The organism is Mycobacterium sp. 1423905.2, assembly GCF_001673155.1.
Taxonomy (GTDB): domain Bacteria; phylum Actinomycetota; class Actinomycetes; order Mycobacteriales; family Mycobacteriaceae; genus Mycobacterium.
This window is the reverse complement of record NZ_LZLE01000366.1, coordinates 15,114-31,563: the sequence shown is the minus strand read 5'-3', so window position 1 is coordinate 31,563 and position 16,450 is coordinate 15,114. Positions and strand designations below refer to the sequence as shown.

Sequence of the window (16,450 nt, the reverse complement as noted above, 5' to 3'; positions counted from 1 at the left end):
CTTAAATGGCCACTCAATCGCTTTACGCCGACGTCTGGATCGTCGTTCCCGCCTTCAACGAAGCCGCCGTCATCGGCGAGGTCGTCGCCGATTTGCGCGCGGTCTTCGACAACGTCGTATGCGTGGATGACGGCAGTACCGACGGCACCGGGGAGATCGCGCGGCGGGCCGGGGCGCACTTGGTGCGCCACCCGATCAATCTCGGTCAGGGCGCTGCCATCCAGACCGGCGTGGAGTACGCCCGCCGCCAGCCCGGCGCGCAGGTGTTCGCCACGTTCGACGCCGACGGACAACACCGCGTCAAGGACCTTGCCGCCATGGTCGAGCGGCTCTCCGCAGATGACGTCGACGTGGTGATCGGCACCCGCTTCGCCCAGCAAGCCGACCAGGCTTCGGCCAGCCGGCCGCCGCTGCTCAAGCGGATCGTGCTGCGGACCGCGGCCCGGTTGAGCCGGCGTGGCCGTCAGCTTGGGCTGACCGACACCAACAACGGCCTGCGGGTGTTCAACAAAAAGGTCGCCGACGCGCTCAACATCACCATGAGCGGCATGAGCCATGCCACCGAGTTCGTCATGTTGATCGCCGAAAACCATTGGCGGGTAGCCGAAGAGCCGGTCGAGGTGCTCTACACCGACTACTCCAAGTCGAAGGGCCAGCCGCTGCTCAACGGCGTCAACATCATTTTCGACGGATTCCTACGAGGAAGGATGCGACGGTGAATTGGATCCAGGTGCTGTTGATCGGCTCCATCATCGCGTTGCTGGTGTATCTGTTGCGCTCGCGCCGCAGCGCCCGTTCCAAGGCGTGGGTCAAGGTCGGCTACGTCCTGTTCGTGTTGGCCGGTGTGTACGCGGTGCTGCGGCCCGACGACACCACCGTGGTGGCGCACTGGTTCGGGGTCAACCGCGGCACCGACCTGATGCTGTACGCGTTGGTGATGGCGTTCAGTTTCACCACTTTGAGCACCTACCTGAGATTCAAAGACCTGGAACTGCGTTATGCGCGCCTGGCTCGCGCGGTCGCTTTGGAGAGTGCTCAAGCTCCGGAAAACACTAGCCACCACCCGCCCAGCGACTTACAGTTACGTCAATAAGTTCGCTGTTCAGGAGGCACCCATGATCGACCCCGACGAAGTCACCACCGCCGACGACGACCGCGACGAAGGTGACACCGAAAAGGATTTGCTGCCCGCTTGATGACACAGGGCTCCTCGGTCCAGCGCCACGTCGGCGAGATCGACGAGTTCGGCTACACGGTGGTCGAAGACGTCCTCGACGCCGATTCGGTCGCTGAGTTCTTGGCCGATACCCGCCGGCTCGAGCGGGAATTGCCGACCGTCATCGCCAACTCCACCACAGTGGTCAAAGGCCTGGCCTGGCCCGGCCACGTGCCGGGCAACCGAGCCGACCACGACTGGGTGCGCATCGACAACCTGCTGCTGCACGGTGCTCGTTACGAGGCGCTGCCCGTGCACCCGAAGTTGCTGCCGGTGATCGAAGGCGTGCTGGGCCGCGACTGTCTGCTGTCGTGGTGCATGACCAGCAACCAGCTGCCCGGAGCGGTCGCTCAACGCCTGCACTGCGACGACGAGATGTATCCGCTGCCCCGGCCGCATCAGCCTCTGCTGTGCAACGCGCTGATCGCCTTGTGCGACTTCACCGCCGACAACGGCGCCACCCAGGTGGTGCCGGGATCACACCGCTGGACAGAGCAGCCGTCAGCGCCGTATCCCGAAGGCAAGCCGATCGAGATCAAAGCCGGTGACGCGTTGATCTGGAACGGCAGCCTGTGGCATACCGCCGCGGCCAACCGCACTGACGCGCCGCGGCCCGCGTTGACCGTCAACTTCTGCGCGGGATTCCTACGCCAGCAGGTCAACCAGCAGCTCAGCTTGCCGCGAGAGTTGGTGCGCCGCTTCGAACCTCGGCTGCAGGAGCTGATCGGATACGGGTTGTTCGCCGGCAAGATGGGCCGCATCGACTGGCGGCCGCCTGCGGACTACCTCGACGAAGACCAGCATCCGTTTCTCAACGCGGTCGCCGACCGGTTGGACAGCCCGATCCCGCTGTAATCACTCGGTGTGCTTGTGGCGGAAGAAGTCCACCGTGCGGCGCACCCCGTCGGACAACTCGACTTGGGGGCGCCAGCCCAGAACCCGTTCGGCCAAACCGATATCGAGACAGGACCGCTTCAGGTCACCCAGCCGCGGCGGGTGGAACTCCGGGTCGTCGGGGCCGCCGACAGCCGCCGCCACTGCTGAATGTAGTTGCCGGTCAGAGGTTTCCACGCCGGTGCCGACATTGAAGCGCTGCCCGCCGCCGGCGTCGCCGGACGCCTTGACGAAGGCGTCCACCACGTCGTCGACGAAGACGTAATCGCGGGTGTTGGAGCCGTCACCGAACACCTTGGTCGGCTTTCCGGCCAGCAACGCTTGGGCGAAGATCGCCACCACACCGGCTTCACCGTGCGGATCCTGGCGCGGCCCGTAGACATTGGCCGGGGCGATGTGGGAACAGTCCAACCCGTACAAGTGCCGGAAGGTGTTCAGGTAGATCTCGCCAGATACCTTGCTCGCGGCGTACGGCGAAGCCGGGTCGGGCGGCACCGTTTCCGGCGTCGGATACTGCGGCGGGACGCCATAGATCGACCCGCCGGACGAGGTGTGTACCACCTTGCGCACTTCGGCGCGCCGGGCGGCCTCGGCCAACCGCACCGTGCCGATGACGTTGACCGACGCATCGAACTGCGGATCGGCCACCGAACGACGGACGTCGATCTGGGCGGCGAGGTGGAACACCACTTCGGGCCGGTGCTCGTCGACGATGGCGTTCAGGTCGGCGGTGACGATGTCCGCCTCGACGAAGACGTGTGCCGGGTTGTCGGCGAGGTGCTCGAGGTTGGTGGCGCGGCCCGTCGCAAAGTTGTCCAGACCCACCACCGTGTGGCCGTCGGCCAAGAGTCGGTCGACTAGCGTCGACCCGATGAAACCGGCTGCCCCGGTGACCAGTGCGCGCACCGGCCCACCATACCGGCGGCCTGTCGTGCTGGCCGCCGCGGCGCTCATCGCCCTGCACCTGCTGGTGCGGGCCGCGCTGGCCTTCGGGGGCTACTTCTACTGGGACGACCTGATTCTCATCGGGCGGGCCGGAACCCAAGGCTTGCTGTCACCGAGCTACCTGTTCAACGACCACGACGGGCACGTGATGCCGGGCGCGTTCTTGGTGGCCGGCGCCATCATCCACCTGGCGCCGCTGAATTGGACCGGTCCGGCGTTGAGCCTGTTGGTGTTGCAACTGCTGGCGTCGCTGGCGTTGTTGCGGGTACTGCACGTAATTCTGGGCTGGCGGCCGGTGCTGCTGATCCCGCTGACCTTCGCGTTGTTCACTGCGCTGGCGGTGCCGGGCTATGCGTGGTGGGCCGCGGCGCTCAACTCGTTGCCCATGCTTTCGGCATTGGCCTGGGTGTGCGCGGACGCCATCTTGCTGGTCCGCACGGGGCGGCAGCGGTATGCGGCCACGGCTCTGTTGGCGTACTTCGGCGGGCTGCTGTTCTTCGAGAAGGCGGCCGTCATTCCGGTCGTCGCGTTCGCGGTGGCAGCGCTGCTGTGGCATGTGGCCGGTGAGAAAGCTGCGTGGCGCACCGTTTGGCGGGGTGGGGCGCGACTGTGGATCGGCTCGCTGGTCTTCACCGTCGCGTGGGTGGGGCTGTATCTGGTGGTGGTGAATCAACGGCGCTGGAGTTCTGACCTGTCGATGACGTGGGCTCTGTTGCGTCGCTCGGTGACGCACGGCATTGTCCCGGGCCTGGCCGGGGGGCCCTGGGAGTGGGCGCGTTGGGCGCCGGCTTCACCCTGGGCCACTCCCCCCCCTGTGGTCATGGCGTTGGGCTGGCTGGTGTTGGCCGGTGCGCTGGTGGTGTCGTTGCTGCGCAAAGAGCGGATCGGACTGGTGTGGGCGACCGCGGCCGGTTATGCCGTCGCGTGTCAGGTGCCGATCTATCTGATGCGATCCTCGCGGTTCACCGCGCTGGAGTTGGCCCAGACCTTGCGGTACTTCCCCGATTTGGTGGTGGTGTTGGCGATGCTGGTCGCCGTGGCGTTCACCGGGCCCAACCGGGCGGCATCGGCCTGGTTGGATGCTTCGCGATGGCGCGCCGCGGTGATCACCGGCGCCGCGCTGTTCTTCGTGGCCAGCAGCCTGTTCTCCACGTGGACCTTCCTGAGCAGCTGGCGCGACAACCCGACCGAGCCGTATCTGAAGAATGCGCGCGCCAGTTTGGCCGCCGCACATGCCGTTTCGAGCGCTCCGCTGTTGGACCAGGAGGTCGATCCGCTGGTGCTGCAGCGGGTGGCCTGGCCGGAGAACCTGGCAAGCCACATGTTCGCGCTGCTGCATGACCGGCCCGAATTCGCCTCGGCAACAACACAATTGCGCATGCTCGACAGCTCGGGCCGGCTGGTCGACGCGCGGGTGACCTGGGTGCGGACCATCCGGCCGGGGCCCCTGCCGCAGTGCGGCTATTTCGCGCAGCCCGACAAGCCGACGCGGTTGGTCCTCGATGGCCCGCTGCTGCCAGCCGACTGGACCGTCGAACTCAACTACCTGGCCAACACCGACGGATCGATGACGCTGTCGTTGTCCGACGGTCACCGCACCAAGGTCCCGGTGCATCCGGGCCTCAACCGGGTGTACGTGCGACTGCCGGGCGCCGGCGACGCAATCACCGTCGAGGCGGACACCACGGCGCTGGCGGTGTGTGTCGCATCCGGACCAGTGGGCTTTTTGGCGCCGGCGTTACCCCCGCCCGTTGGCCCAGTGTGAAGCTGGCCGCACACTGGGCGTCGAACGTGAAGCTGGCGTCACATTCGGGCGTGAGGGGTTTGGAGCCGCCTGGGGGAATCGAACCCCCGACCTATTCATTACGAGTGAATCGCTCTACCGACTGAGCTAAGGCGGCCGGGCGGCACGAGTCTACGGCAGTCGAGCGGACCGCCCAAGTTGATTCGGCCTACCGCAGTTCCTGGCCGATCGTGGCGACCATGGCGTCGACGGCGAATTTCGGTTTGACGTTGACCGCCAGCGCTTCGCGGCACTCCAAGACGGCCTCGATGCAGCGCAGCAGCCGTTCCGGTGCGGCATGGTCGGCCAGCGCGGCGACCCTCTCGGCCATGTCCGGGTGGTTGGCGGCGACGTGGCCCGCCTTCGCCGAAACCAGCAGTGCGTCGCGGAAGTAGGTGGCCAGGTCGATCAGCGCACGGTCCAGCGCATCGCGCGAGGCGCGGGTCTGCCGGGACTTCTGGCGCCGCTCGAGGTCCTTGATGGCGCCCGCCGAACCGCGCAGCGCACCGGCGGTGCCCTTGCCGGTGCCGCCGGCGCCCAACGCGGTGCGCAACTCCTCGGTCTCGGCCTCGGCGCGGTCGGCGGTCAACACGACGGCCTCGGCTTCGGCCGCCGCGACCAGTTCCTCGGCGGCGGCGTAGGCCCGCGCCGGTGTCGCGGCGTCGCGCACCAGGCCCAGCGCCCGCTCGCGGCGCTCCCGGGCCTGGGCATCGGTGGCCAGTCGGCGTGCGCGCCCCACATGGCCACCGCTGACCGAGGCCGCCCAGTTCGCCGTCTCGGCGCTCAACCCGTCGCCGTCGATCAGCACCTGGGCGATCGCGGGGGTCGACGGGGTCACCAGCGCCACATGCCGGCACCGGGAACGCAGCGTGATCGCGATGTCCTCGGGGTCCACCGACGGCGCGCACAGCAGGAACACCGTCGACGCCGGCGGCTCCTCGACGACCTTGAGCAGCGCGTTGGCCGCCCCCTCGGTGAGCCGGTCGGCGTCCTCGATCAGCACGATCTGGCAGCGTCCGGTGGTCGGCCGGCGGGAGGCGATCTGCACGATGGCCCGCATCTCGTCGACGCCGATGGACAGACCCTCAGGGATCACCCGCCGGACGTCGGCGTGGGTGCCGGCCATGGTCGTCGTGCAGGCCTTGCAGCTGCCGCAGCCCGGCTCGTCGTCGGAGGTGCACTGCAGGGCGGCCGCGAAGCACAACGCGGCGACCGAACGCCCCGACCCGGGCGGCCCGGTGATGAGCCAGGCGTGTGTCATAGTTCCGGACTCCGTGGAGCTGTGGCCTGGATCACGGCGCGCGGCTCGGGCGGCCGCGAGCAGCTCAGACTCCACAGCCGTTTGACCTACCAGCCGCGTAAACACCCCGGACATCATGATTGACACTAGTAATCGCTACCGACAGATACCGTTCGGCCATCGTTTCGCGACAGTTCTGTGACCTTCCGGCCAGATTCGCTGCGCGGCGCGACTTGCCGACTCCTCGGTAAGTTTCCGGCGAGTCACCCCCGCCCGATACGGTGGATTTGTGAACACGGCAGCAGCACTTCCGAGGCGAATCGATGCATTCGTCCGGTGGGTGGTGCGCACCCCGTGGCCGGTGTTCTCGCTGAGCATGCTGCAGGCCGACATCATCGGCGGGCTGTTCGTGCTCGGATTCCTGCGCTACGGGCTGCCCCCGCACGACCGCATTCAGCTCGACGACCTGCCGCCGCTGAACGTGGCGATCTTCATCAGCAGCGTCATCATCCTGTTCTTCGCGGGATTCGCGTGGAACCTGAAGTTGCTGATGCCGGTCTTCCGATGGCAGCGACGCGACAACCTGCTGGTCGAGACCGATCCTGCGGCCACCGAACTGGCCCGCAGCCGCGCGCTGCGCATGCCGTTCTATCGCACGCTGATCAGCATGGCCGCCTGGGCGGTCGGCAGCGTGGTGTTCATCGTCGCCAGTTGGTCGGTGGCCAAGAACGCCGCGCCGGTCGTCGCGGTCGCCACGGCCCTGGGTGCCACCGCGACCGCGATCATCGGGTATCTGCAATCCGAACGCGTGCTGCGCCCGGTGGCCGTCGCCGCGTTGCGTAGCGGTGTGCCGGAGAAGCTGAAGGCCCCCGGCGTCATCTTGCGGCTGATGCTTTCCTGGGTGTTGTCCACGGCGGTCCCCCTATTGGCGATCGTGCTGGCCGTGGTGTCGGACAAGGTGGCCTTGCTGCACGCTTCTGCCGAGAAGCTGTTCAATCCGATCCTGCTGCTCGCGTTGGCGGCGTTGGGCATCGGTCTGGTGAGCACCCTGCTGGTGGCCATGTCGATCGCTGACCCGCTGCGCCAGCTTCGTTGGGCGCTGAGCGAGGTGCAGCGCGGCAATTACAACGCGCACATGCAGATCTACGACGCCAGCGAGCTGGGCCTGCTGCAGGCCGGGTTCAACGACATGGTCCGTGACTTGTCCGAAAGGCAACGACTGCGGGACCTGTTCGGCCGCTATGTGGGTGAAGACGTGGCGCGCCGCGCCATCGAGCGCGGCACCGAACTAGGCGGGCAAGAACGTGACGTCGCGGTGCTGTTCGTCGACCTGGTCGGCTCGACGCAGCTGGCCGCGACCCGGCCTCCGGCCGAGGTGGTGCACCTGCTCAACGAGTTCTTCCGGGTGGTCGTCGACACCGTCGGCCGCCACGGTGGGTTCGTCAACAAGTTCCAGGGTGACGCCGCGCTGGCGATCTTCGGCGCGCCGATCGAACATCCGGACGGCGCCGGCGCCGCGTTGTGCGCGGCCCGGCAACTGCACGACGAGCTGCTTCCGGTGCTGGGTTCGGCGGAGTTCGGCATCGGCGTGTCGGCGGGACGAGCGATCGCCGGCCACATCGGCGCTCAGGCCCGCTTCGAGTACACCGTGATCGGCGACCCGGTCAACGAGGCGGCCCGGCTCACCGAGTTGGCCAAGCTGGAGCCCGGTCACGTGCTGGCGTCGGCGATCGCGGTCAGCGGCGCCCTGGACGCCGAGGCGCTGTGCTGGGATGTCGGCGAGGTCGTCGAGCTACGCGGCCGTGCCGCCCCGACACAGCTGGCCCGGCCGCTGAATCTGGCGACGCCAGAAGACGTGCTGCGTGACGGCGCAGAGGTGTCCAGCAGAGCCCGGCGGTAACCGCCGTTAGCTGCGCTTGGCGGCCTTCTTGGCCGGCGCCTTCTTGGCGGTTGTCTTGCGAGCGGTCTTCTTGGCAGTCCGCTTCACCGGACCGCGGGCTCGCCGGTCGGCCAGCAGTTCGGCCGCGCGCTCGTCGGTGATCGACAACACGTCGTCGCCCTTGCGCAGACTGGCGTTGGTTTCGCCGTCGGTGACATACGGCCCGAAGCGGCCGTCCTTTATCACCATCGGCTTGCCCGACGCCGGGTCGGTGCCCAGCTCGCGCAGCGGCGGCGCCGCCGCGCTCTGGCGGCCGCGGCGTTTGGGCTCGGCGTAGATCTTCAAGGCCTCGTCGAGGGTGATAGTGAAGATCTGGTCTTCGGTAGCCAGTGAGCGAGAATCGTTGCCGCGCTTGAGGTATGGCCCGTAGCGCCCGTTCTGCGCGGTGATCTCCTCGCCGGTCTGAGGGTCGACGCCGACCACCCGCGGCAACGACAACAGTTTCAGCGCGTCTTCCAGCGTCACCGTCTGCAGGTCCATGCTGCGCAGCAGCGACCCGGTCCGCGGCTTGGGCCCGGTGGGTTTCTTGCCCTTCTTGACCGTCGCGCCATCCGGGTCGTCGGGCGGCTCGGGCAGGACCTCGGTGACATATGGGCCGTACCGGCCGTCTTTGGCGACGATCTCGTGGCCGGTCGCCGGGTCGACGCCCAACGCTCGTCCCTCTTGCGGGGTGGCGAACAGCTCTTCGGCCACTTCGAGGGTCAGTTCGTCGGGGGTCAGCGAGTCGTTGAGGTTGGCCCGCTGCGGGGTCGGTTCACCGTCGTCGCCGGTGACCGTGCGCTCTAGGTAGGGGCCGTTCTTGCCGACCCGGACATAGATGGGCCGCCCCTGCGCGTCGTCAAACAGCTTGATGGAGTTGACTTCTCGCGCGTCGATGCCTTCCAGGTTGACGCCGACGAGCTTTTTCAGCCCACCCGAGCGTGCCACCGAGTCGGCCACGCCGTGTTCGCCGCCGAAGTAGAACCGGTTGAGCCAGTCGGTGCGCCGTTCCTGCCCGGAGGCGATGGCGTCCAGCTCGTCTTCCATCGCGGCGGTGAAGTCGTAGTCGACCAGCCGCCCGAAATGCTGTTCCAGCAAGCCGGTGACGGCGAACGCCACCCAGGACGGCACCAGCGCGCTGCCCTTCTTGTGCACGTATCCGCGGTCCTGGATGGTCTTGATGATCGACGAATACGTCGACGGGCGGCCGATGCCGAGTTCTTCGAGGGCCTTCACCAACGACGCTTCGGTGTAGCGGGCCGGCGGGTTAGTGGAGTGCCCGTCCGGGGTGAGTTCGAAAGCTTCCAGGCGTTGGCCTTCGGTGAGATTGGGCAGCCGCCGCTCGGCGTCGTCGGCTTCGCCGCCGGCCAGCTCGTCGACCGTCTCCACGTAGGCCTTGAGGAAGCCGGGGAAGGTCAGGGTGCGGCCGCTGGCGGAGAACACCACTTGCTGCTCACCCGCGGCGCCGGCGATGCGCAGGCTCAGCGTGGTGCCGCGCGCATCGGCCATCTGGGAAGCGACCGTGCGCTGCCACACCAGCTCGTAGAGCCGGAATTCGTCGCCGTCGAGTTCGCGGCGCACCGCGTCCGGGGTGGCGAACGTCTCGCCGGCCGGCCGGATCGCCTCGTGCGCCTCCTGGGCGTTCTTCACCTTGCGGGTGTACTGGCGCGGCGACGACGCCACGTACTCCTCGCCGTAGAGCTGTCGCGCCTGGGTACGCGCGGCGTTGATCGCCGACTCCGACAGCGTGGTGGAGTCGGTACGCATATAAGTGATGTAGCCGTTCTCGTAGAGCCGCTGCGCGATGCTCATCGTTCGTTCGGAGGAGAACCGCAACTTGCGGCCCGCTTCCTGCTGCAGCGTCGAGGTCATGAACGGCGGATAGGGACGGCGGGTGTAGGGCTTTTCGTCCACCGAGGCCACGCTGAGTTGCGCGCCTTGCAGACGGCTGGCCAGCGTGGTGGCGCTCGCCTCGTCCAAGACGGTGACCTCGTCGGCCTTGCGCAGCTGGCCGAGCGAGTCGAAGTCGCGGCCGGTGGCCACGCGCAACCCGTCCACGCTGGTCAGTCGGGCGGTGAAGGTGGGCGGCTGGGCCTTCGGGTCGGACACGCTGGCGTCGAGTTGGGCGACGATGTCCCAGTACGACGCGCTGCGGAAGGCCATGCGGTCGCGTTCGCGCTGCACGATGATGCGGGTGGCGACCGACTGGACCCGGCCCGCCGACAGTTTGGGTGCGACTTTCTTCCACAGCACGGGGCTGACCTCGTAGCCGTAGAGGCGGTCCAGGATGCGGCGGGTCTCCTGGGCGTCCACGAGGTCGATGTCCAGGTCGCGCGGGTGTTCGGCGGCCGCGCGGATCGCCGGTTCGGTGATCTCGTGGAAGACCATCCGCTTGACCGGGATGCGCGGTTTCAGCGTTTCCAGCAGGTGCCAGGCGATGGCTTCGCCTTCGCGGTCACCATCCGTGGCCAGGTAGAGCTCGTCGACGTCTTTGAGCAGGCCCTTGAGTTCGGTGACGGTGCTCTTCTTCTCCGGACTGATGATGTAAAGCGGTTCGAAGTCGGCGTCGACGTTGACCCCCAGCCGGGCCCACGGCTCGGACTTGAATTTCGCGGGCACGTCAGCCGCTGCTCGCGGCAGGTCGCGGATGTGACCTCGGGACGACTCGACGATGTAGCCCGAACCCAGATATCCGGCCAGCTTGCGCGCCTTGGTGGGCGACTCGACAATCACAAGTCGCCGGCCGCTGCCATTCCCGCCGTTCGTACGGCCTCCGCTAGCCAACTGCGCCTACGCTCCATCTCACTAATCCGGTTCCCACGCGGAACCACTCCGCTCCGAAGAATGACAGGTCGGCCTCAAAAATTCCGGCGGAATTCGCAGTACGTCCCCGTTCCTTCGCTCGCGGGCACCTGACAATTTCCCACCCTTGGGCGCGACTGCGCAAACCGACAGCTCGCAACACCGGCCGGTGTGAGCGGTCAGACTCGTGGCCACTGTGCCACGGCCTCGGCGCTGTCCGGCGGCTCTCCCACGTTCTCTACCAGGCGCGATAGCCTGCGTCGGCCGCTGATTCGCAGGGCCGGCCGGGCCCCGCGGGTGCCGATCAAGGTCGGTGCGATACCGACGCGCATCAGCGCCGACGCCAGCGGCGCATGGGTGTCGGGGGCGTGCGGGTCCAGCCCCAGCAGATAGCGATCGGCCTCGGGGCTGCCGGCGGCCAACGTCCAGGCTCGCAACTCCCGCGGCCCGGGCAGCCAGCGCGGCGGCACCGTCTTGACCGCACCTCGAGTCCACTGCGTGGCGATACCGCGCAACAGCGGGTCCGCCGCCGTGCGCACCAACGGGCTGTCTTCCTCGGTACGGGCCACCTCGGGCGTCAGACCGGCTTCCCGAATCATTTCGGCCAGCGCCTCGGCCCGCCACACCTGCTCGACCACCACTGACAACCGCGCGCCCGCCCCGACCACCACGATCTGGCCGGAGGCAGCCAGCACCCCGGAAAGGTCCGCCACCGCGGGCGGAACCGACTCCGCGGCGAAAAAGGAAAGCTGGCTCACGCCACCGACAGTAAGCCAGCGAGTCGATCGCTGGGTCGTTCTATCCGGCGCGGCGGGGTCACAACCGCACCCGCGAAATTGAGAACCCCCCGGGCATGTCCTGCGAGGCGGGACTGCGCCGGGGGGTTTTCGTCAGAATCTGCCCGATCTACAGGGAGCGGACTCCGGTGGCCTGGGGGCCCTTAGGGCTGTGGCCGATCTCGAACTCGACCTTCTGGTTCTCTTCGAGGGTGCGGAAGCCCGAACCCTGGATCTCCGTGTAGTGGACAAAAACATCTGCGGAACCGTCCTCGGGGGCGATGAAACCGAACCCCTTCTCCGCGTTGAACCACTTCACAGTTCCCTGTGGCATCTCTCTGATCTTTCCTTTTCTTCTGGGTGCGGTGCACCGCCTTTCGGTGCCCCGGGCCAGCTACGACCGCCATACCGCGCGGAGTCGCCGGAACTTCACCCGACAGATAACCTCGCAGGAACGAGCGATCGCAACGTCGATCCTGCGAAAGTTTGACACGAACACAGAAGCTGCGACCGCACTTAGTAGACCATGTTCACCGCGTCGGCGACAGCCTTCTACTAACGACGATCCCTAATGGATCCACTGGTAACCCCAGCGTCATCTGGGCGCTAAATTTTCCCGAGCCCCAGGCCGCAAATGGGCCGCATGCGGCCCCAGCAAGGCCCTAGAAAGGACTGTGATGGCCAGTTTTGGCGGCGAATTGCTGGCCGCCGCCCTCGCCGGAACAGCGCCGGGTGAACACCCGTTGCGCCATGTCGCCGAGCTTCCCCCCCGCACCGGGCAGCCGCACGAGTGGCCGTCCTGGGCCGATGCCGACGTCATTCGCGCGTTCACCGCCCGCGGCATAGCGCAGCCCTGGTCACATCAATGCGCGGCCGCCGAGCTGGCGTACGACGGGCGCCACGTCGTGGTGAGCACCGGCACGGCGTCGGGCAAATCGCTGGCCTATCAACTCCCGGCGCTCAACGCACTGGCGACCGATCCCCGCGCGCGGGTGCTTTATCTGTCGCCGACCAAGGCGCTGGGTCACGACCAGTTGCGCACCGCGCATGAGCTGGTCGCGGCGGTTCCGCGGCTGGCCGACGTCGCCCCGACCGCTTATGACGGGGACAGTCCTACCGAGGTGCGCCGGTTCGCGCGGGAGCGTTCGCGCTGGTTGTTCTCCAACCCCGACATGGTTCACCTGTCGGTGCTGCGCAACCATGCCCGCTGGGCGGTGCTGCTGCGTGGGCTGCGATTCGTCATTGTCGACGAATGCCACTACTACCGGGGGGTTTTCGGATCCAACGTGGCGATGGTGCTGCGGCGGCTGTTGCGGTTGTGCGCCCGGTACAACTCGGCGCCGACGGTCATCTTCGCCAGCGCGACCACCGACTCACCCGGAGAGACGGCCACCGAGCTCATCGGTCAGCCGGTCGTGGAGGTCACCGAGGACGGTTCGCCGCATGGGGCGCGCACGGTGGCATTGTGGGAGCCCGCGCTACGGACCGACGTGCTCGGTGAAAACGGTGCGCCGGTACGACGGTCCGCCGGCGCGGAGTCCGCACGAGTGATGGCCGACCTCGTGGTGGAAGGCGCGCAGACCCTGACGTTCGTCCGGTCGCGGCGTGCGGCGGAGCTGACGGCGTTGGGCGCCCGGTCCCGCTTGCAGGACACCGCGCCGGAGTTGTCGGGCACCGTCGCGTCCTATCGCGCCGGCTATCTCGCCGAGGACCGCAAGGCTTTGGAGAAGGCGCTGGCCGAGGGACGGTTGCGAGGGCTGGCGACGACCAATGCGTTGGAGTTGGGCGTGGACATCGCCGGTTTGGACGCGGTGGTGTTGGCCGGGTTCCCGGGGACGGTCGCCTCCTTCTGGCAGCAGGCCGGCCGTTCGGGTCGACGCGGGCAGGGCGCGCTGGTTTTGTTGGTGGCACGTGATGATCCGCTGGACACCTATCTGGTGCATCACCCCAGTGCGCTGTTGGGCAAGCCGGTCGAGCGGGTGGTGATCGACCCGGCAAACCCCTATCTCCTTGGCCCGCAATTGCTCTGCGCGGCAACCGAATTGCCGCTCGATGAGGCGGAGGTGCGGTCGCTGAACGCCGTAGACGTGGCCGAGGGTCTGGTTGACGACGGGCTGTTGCGCCGCCGCGGCGGCAAGTATTTCCCGGCACCGGGTGTGGAACCGCATGGCGCGGTGGACATTCGGGGTTCGAGCGGCGGGCAGATCGTCATCGCCGAAGCCGATACCGGGCGACTTTTGGGCAGCACGGATGTCGGCCAGGCCCCCGCGTCGGTGCACCCGGGAGCGGTGTATCTGCACCAGGGGGACAGCTACGTCGTCGACTCGCTGGACTTCGAAGCGGGCATGGCCTTCGTGCACGCCGAAGACCCGGGCTACTCCACGTTCGCGCGGGAGATCACCGATATCGAGGTGACCGGCGCCGGTGAGCGCTTGACCTTCGGACCGGTGACGTTGGGAGTGGTGCCGGTGTGCGTCACCCATCAGGTGGTGGGGTATTTGCGGCGTCAGTTGAGCGGCGAGGTGATCGACTTCGTCGAATTGGACATGCCGCTGCAGAAGTTGCCCACCAGCGCGGTCATGTACACCATCGACCCGGACGCGTTGCTGGACAATGGCGTTGAGCTTCCTCGAATTCCGGGTTCTTTGCACGCCGCTGAGCATGCCGCCATCGGACTGTTGCCCTTGGTGGCCAGCTGCGACCGCGGCGACATCGGCGGGCTGTCCACCGCGATCGGACCCGACGGGTTGCCCAGCGTGTTCGTCTACGACGGTTATCCCGGCGGGGCGGGCTTCGCCGAACGCGGGTTCCGGCAGGCGCGCACCTGGTTGAGCGCGACCGCAGCGGCCATCGAGGCGTGTGAGTGCCCGAGCGGGTGCCCGTCCTGTGTGCAGTCGCCCAAGTGCGGCAACGGCAATGACCCGTTGGACAAGGCGGGCGCGGTACAGGTGTTGCGGTTGGTGCTGCGCCAGTTGGGCGATCAGGGGTGACTCGCCGTATGACACTCGTGCAGCCGTATCGCGCTGCGTCAAATGCGGCAGCGGCGGCGCAGACCAGCGGTGTGCTGGCGGCGGCGATGACGAGATCGCGGCGGCGGTGGCGGAGCCGACCGAACCACCAGAACCGGACGCGGTATCTCGTCGGCTGTTCTTCAGGCCCTCACCGCCGCATTAACGCCGTGAGGGCCTGCCCGTAAGATGCTCACATGACCCACGACTGGCTGCTCGTGGAGACGTTGGGGGACGAACCGGCCGTTGTCGCACAGGGGCGTCAGCTCAAGAACCTGGTACCGATCAAGACCTTTTTGCGCCGTAACCCCGCGTTGTCGGCGGTGCAGACCGCGATCGCCGAGACGCTGCAGACTGGCCAGAGCCTGTCCAGCATCACCCCGAAGAGCGACCGGGTGATCCGTACCGAGCCGGTCGTGATGTCCGACGGTCGTGTACACGGCGTGCACGTCTGGAGCGGCCCAGCCGATGAAGAACCGCCCGAGCGGCCCACGCCCGGCCCGCTCAAGTGGGATCTGACCCGAGGCGTGGCCACCGACACCCCCGAGTCGCTGGCCAACAGCGGAAAGAACCCCGAAGTAGAGGTCACTTTCGGACGCGCGTTCGCCGAGGACCTGCCATCGCGTGAACTCAATCCCAACGAAACCAAGGTGCTGGCCATGGCAATTCGCGCCCGGCCGAACCAGACGCTGTGCAGCACTTGGGATCTCACCGATTGGCAAGGCAACCCCATCCGGATCGGCTTCGTGGCGCGCACCGCGCTGGAACAAGGCGCCGACGGCCGCGACCATCTGGTGGCGCGGGCGATCAATTGGCGCACCGAACACAAAGGACCGGTCGTCTCCTCCGACGACCTGGCCCAACGAATCCTGCAAAGCCTGGCGCAGGTCGGAGTCCACCGCGCGCTGGTCGATCTCAACAATTGGAATCTGTTGAAATGGATCGACGACCCGTGCACCTTCTACGACTGGCGCAGCAACGACGGCAGCAGGCCGCGGGTGCACCCCGACGATGAGCGTGAGATGCGGGCCATGACAGAGGAATTCGTCGACGGTCCGACCAGTCGGGTGTTGCGATTACCGGGCCACGATTCCGATTGGGTGCCGGTACATGTGACCGTCAACCGGGTCGAGCTCGCACCCGAGACCTTTGCCGGCCTGCTGTCGCTGCGGCTGCCCACAGAGGAAGAAGTCGCCAGCGCACGGCTACCTGAGCCGCCCGACGCGGCGACTTGAACCGTCCGAGGCGTCAGCCGGGCCCGCTCGCGCACCGGCCCGCGCTATACCGGCGATAGCCACGGGCACCTCGGTGGTGACGACCACGTCCAACTCGTCCACCGCGCACCCAGTAGCGCTGACGTGCATCCCCTGCGCGACTGTCGTCGCGCGGGCGCAGGCGGCCGCAATCCCGTATGGCAACTCCGCCGCAGCCGCCAGGGCGGCGAGGTCGGCCGCGGCCTGAGCGCGGTGTCGCGCTACCACCGCCGAACCCACATACACTCCCGCCGCGGTGACACATAGCAACACCACCACCAGGAAAGCGGCGATCACGGTGGCGGCGCCCTCGTCATCTGGGCTCGTCAACTGACATTGCGTTGGCACGAATGTCCAGGCCCGGCAACAGTCTTGAGCGTGCGACGACGGTAGCGACCAAGTACTGGCCGTCGCTTCGGACCTGCACTCGAGCACCGTCGGGCGCGATGCGCCGGGCGACCGCGACGGCCACGCGCTCGTCACCGCGGGCGGCGAGCCGAGCCGCTTCGCGTGCCGCGTCGATGCAACGCACCTGCATCGACACTGCCGTGATCCCGGCCAAGCACAACACCAACACCGACACCAGCGTGGCGATCGCCAACGCCGCCTCCACGG

The 16,450-nt window shown here is 67.4% G+C and carries 14 protein-coding genes and 1 tRNA gene; 7 read left to right on the top strand and 8 right to left on the bottom strand.

Annotation, left to right across the window (positions count from 1 at the left end):
• The first annotated feature begins 5 nt into the window (after positions 1-5).
• The 3 genes from A9W95_RS25305 to A9W95_RS25295 all read left to right on the top strand — a co-directional run bounded on the left by A9W95_RS25305 (position 6) and on the right by A9W95_RS25295 (position 2,071).
• The gene (locus A9W95_RS25305; protein ID WP_067419021.1) at positions 6-719 is read left to right on the top strand and encodes a glycosyltransferase family 2 protein; all 714 of its coding nucleotides are present in this window, start codon (positions 6-8) and stop codon (positions 717-719) included.
• Entirely contained in the window at positions 716-1,093 is a 378-nt protein-coding gene (locus A9W95_RS25300) for a DUF2304 domain-containing protein (RefSeq protein WP_067419019.1), read from the top strand. The genes A9W95_RS25305 and A9W95_RS25300 overlap by 4 nt, the downstream gene beginning before the upstream one ends.
• 102 nt (positions 1,094-1,195) lie before the next feature.
• Positions 1,196-2,071: a phytanoyl-CoA dioxygenase family protein gene (locus A9W95_RS25295; protein ID WP_067419017.1), complete on the top strand. Its 876-nt coding sequence runs from the start codon at positions 1,196-1,198 to the stop codon at positions 2,069-2,071.
• Here A9W95_RS25295 and A9W95_RS25290 read toward each other — a convergent pair whose 3' ends face one another.
• Positions 2,072-3,016, bottom strand: coding sequence for an NAD-dependent epimerase/dehydratase family protein (locus A9W95_RS25290; protein WP_067419015.1), 945 nt, complete (start codon positions 3,014-3,016; stop codon positions 2,072-2,074).
• On the opposite strand from A9W95_RS25290, the gene A9W95_RS25285 reads away from it, so the two are divergent.
• Positions 2,982-4,820 carry a hypothetical protein gene (locus tag A9W95_RS25285; protein ID WP_082983324.1) on the top strand — a complete coding sequence of 613 codons (1,839 nt, stop codon included), beginning with the start codon at positions 2,982-2,984 and terminating at the stop codon, positions 4,818-4,820. The genes A9W95_RS25290 and A9W95_RS25285 overlap by 35 nt on opposite strands.
• A 60-nt stretch (positions 4,821-4,880) precedes the next feature.
• Here the strand turns inward: A9W95_RS25285 and A9W95_RS25280 are convergent.
• Together A9W95_RS25280 and A9W95_RS25275 are read right to left on the bottom strand one after the other, a co-directional pair.
• Positions 4,881-4,956 (bottom strand) — tRNA-Thr (locus tag A9W95_RS25280).
• A gap of 51 nt (positions 4,957-5,007) precedes the next feature.
• On the bottom strand, positions 5,008-6,213 hold the full coding sequence (locus A9W95_RS25275; protein WP_156746405.1) for a DNA polymerase III subunit delta': 1,206 nt from the start codon (positions 6,211-6,213) through the stop codon (positions 5,008-5,010).
• Between the two features lie 79 nt (positions 6,214-6,292).
• Between A9W95_RS25275 and A9W95_RS25270 the strand changes: the two genes are divergently transcribed.
• The gene (locus A9W95_RS25270; protein ID WP_172826721.1) at positions 6,293-7,978 is read left to right on the top strand and encodes an adenylate/guanylate cyclase domain-containing protein; all 1,686 of its coding nucleotides are present in this window, start codon (positions 6,293-6,295) and stop codon (positions 7,976-7,978) included.
• A gap of 6 nt (positions 7,979-7,984) precedes the next feature.
• Here the strand turns inward: A9W95_RS25270 and topA are convergent, their stop codons facing one another.
• From topA to cspA, 3 genes are all read right to left on the bottom strand, one after another.
• On the bottom strand, positions 7,985-10,780 hold the full coding sequence (topA, locus tag A9W95_RS25265) for a type I DNA topoisomerase (RefSeq protein ID WP_067419009.1): 2,796 nt from the start codon (positions 10,778-10,780) through the stop codon (positions 7,985-7,987).
• A 197-nt stretch (positions 10,781-10,977) separates the two neighbouring features.
• Positions 10,978-11,556, bottom strand: a complete 579-nt coding sequence (locus A9W95_RS25260) for a hypothetical protein (RefSeq protein WP_067419006.1) — start codon at positions 11,554-11,556, stop codon at positions 10,978-10,980.
• A 148-nt stretch (positions 11,557-11,704) separates the two neighbouring features.
• Positions 11,705-11,908 (bottom strand): cold shock protein CspA, encoded by a 204-nt coding sequence (gene cspA / locus A9W95_RS25255; RefSeq protein ID WP_007772268.1) that lies wholly within the window; start codon positions 11,906-11,908, stop codon positions 11,705-11,707.
• A 343-nt stretch (positions 11,909-12,251) separates the two neighbouring features.
• Between cspA and A9W95_RS25250 the strand changes: the two genes are divergently transcribed.
• Together A9W95_RS25250 and A9W95_RS25245 are read left to right on the top strand one after the other, a co-directional pair.
• A complete protein-coding gene (locus tag A9W95_RS25250) occupies positions 12,252-14,564 on the top strand; it encodes a DEAD/DEAH box helicase (RefSeq protein ID WP_067419005.1) in 2,313 nt (770 codons plus the stop codon).
• 215 nt (positions 14,565-14,779) lie between these two features.
• On the top strand, positions 14,780-15,817 hold the full coding sequence (locus A9W95_RS25245; RefSeq protein WP_067419003.1) for a PAS domain-containing protein: 1,038 nt from the start codon (positions 14,780-14,782) through the stop codon (positions 15,815-15,817).
• On the opposite strand, the gene A9W95_RS28175 is transcribed toward A9W95_RS25245, so the two are convergent.
• Both A9W95_RS28175 and A9W95_RS28170 read right to left on the bottom strand, forming a co-directional pair.
• Positions 15,788-16,165: an Rv3654c family TadE-like protein gene (locus A9W95_RS28175; protein ID WP_371328126.1), complete on the bottom strand. Its 378-nt coding sequence runs from the start codon at positions 16,163-16,165 to the stop codon at positions 15,788-15,790. The genes A9W95_RS25245 and A9W95_RS28175 overlap by 30 nt on opposite strands.
• Positions 16,149-16,448, bottom strand: a complete 300-nt coding sequence (locus A9W95_RS28170; RefSeq protein WP_253851759.1) for a TadE family type IV pilus minor pilin — start codon at positions 16,446-16,448, stop codon at positions 16,149-16,151. Before A9W95_RS28170 ends, A9W95_RS28175 begins: the two co-directional genes overlap by 17 nt.
• Between the last annotated feature and the right edge of the window lie 2 nt (positions 16,449-16,450).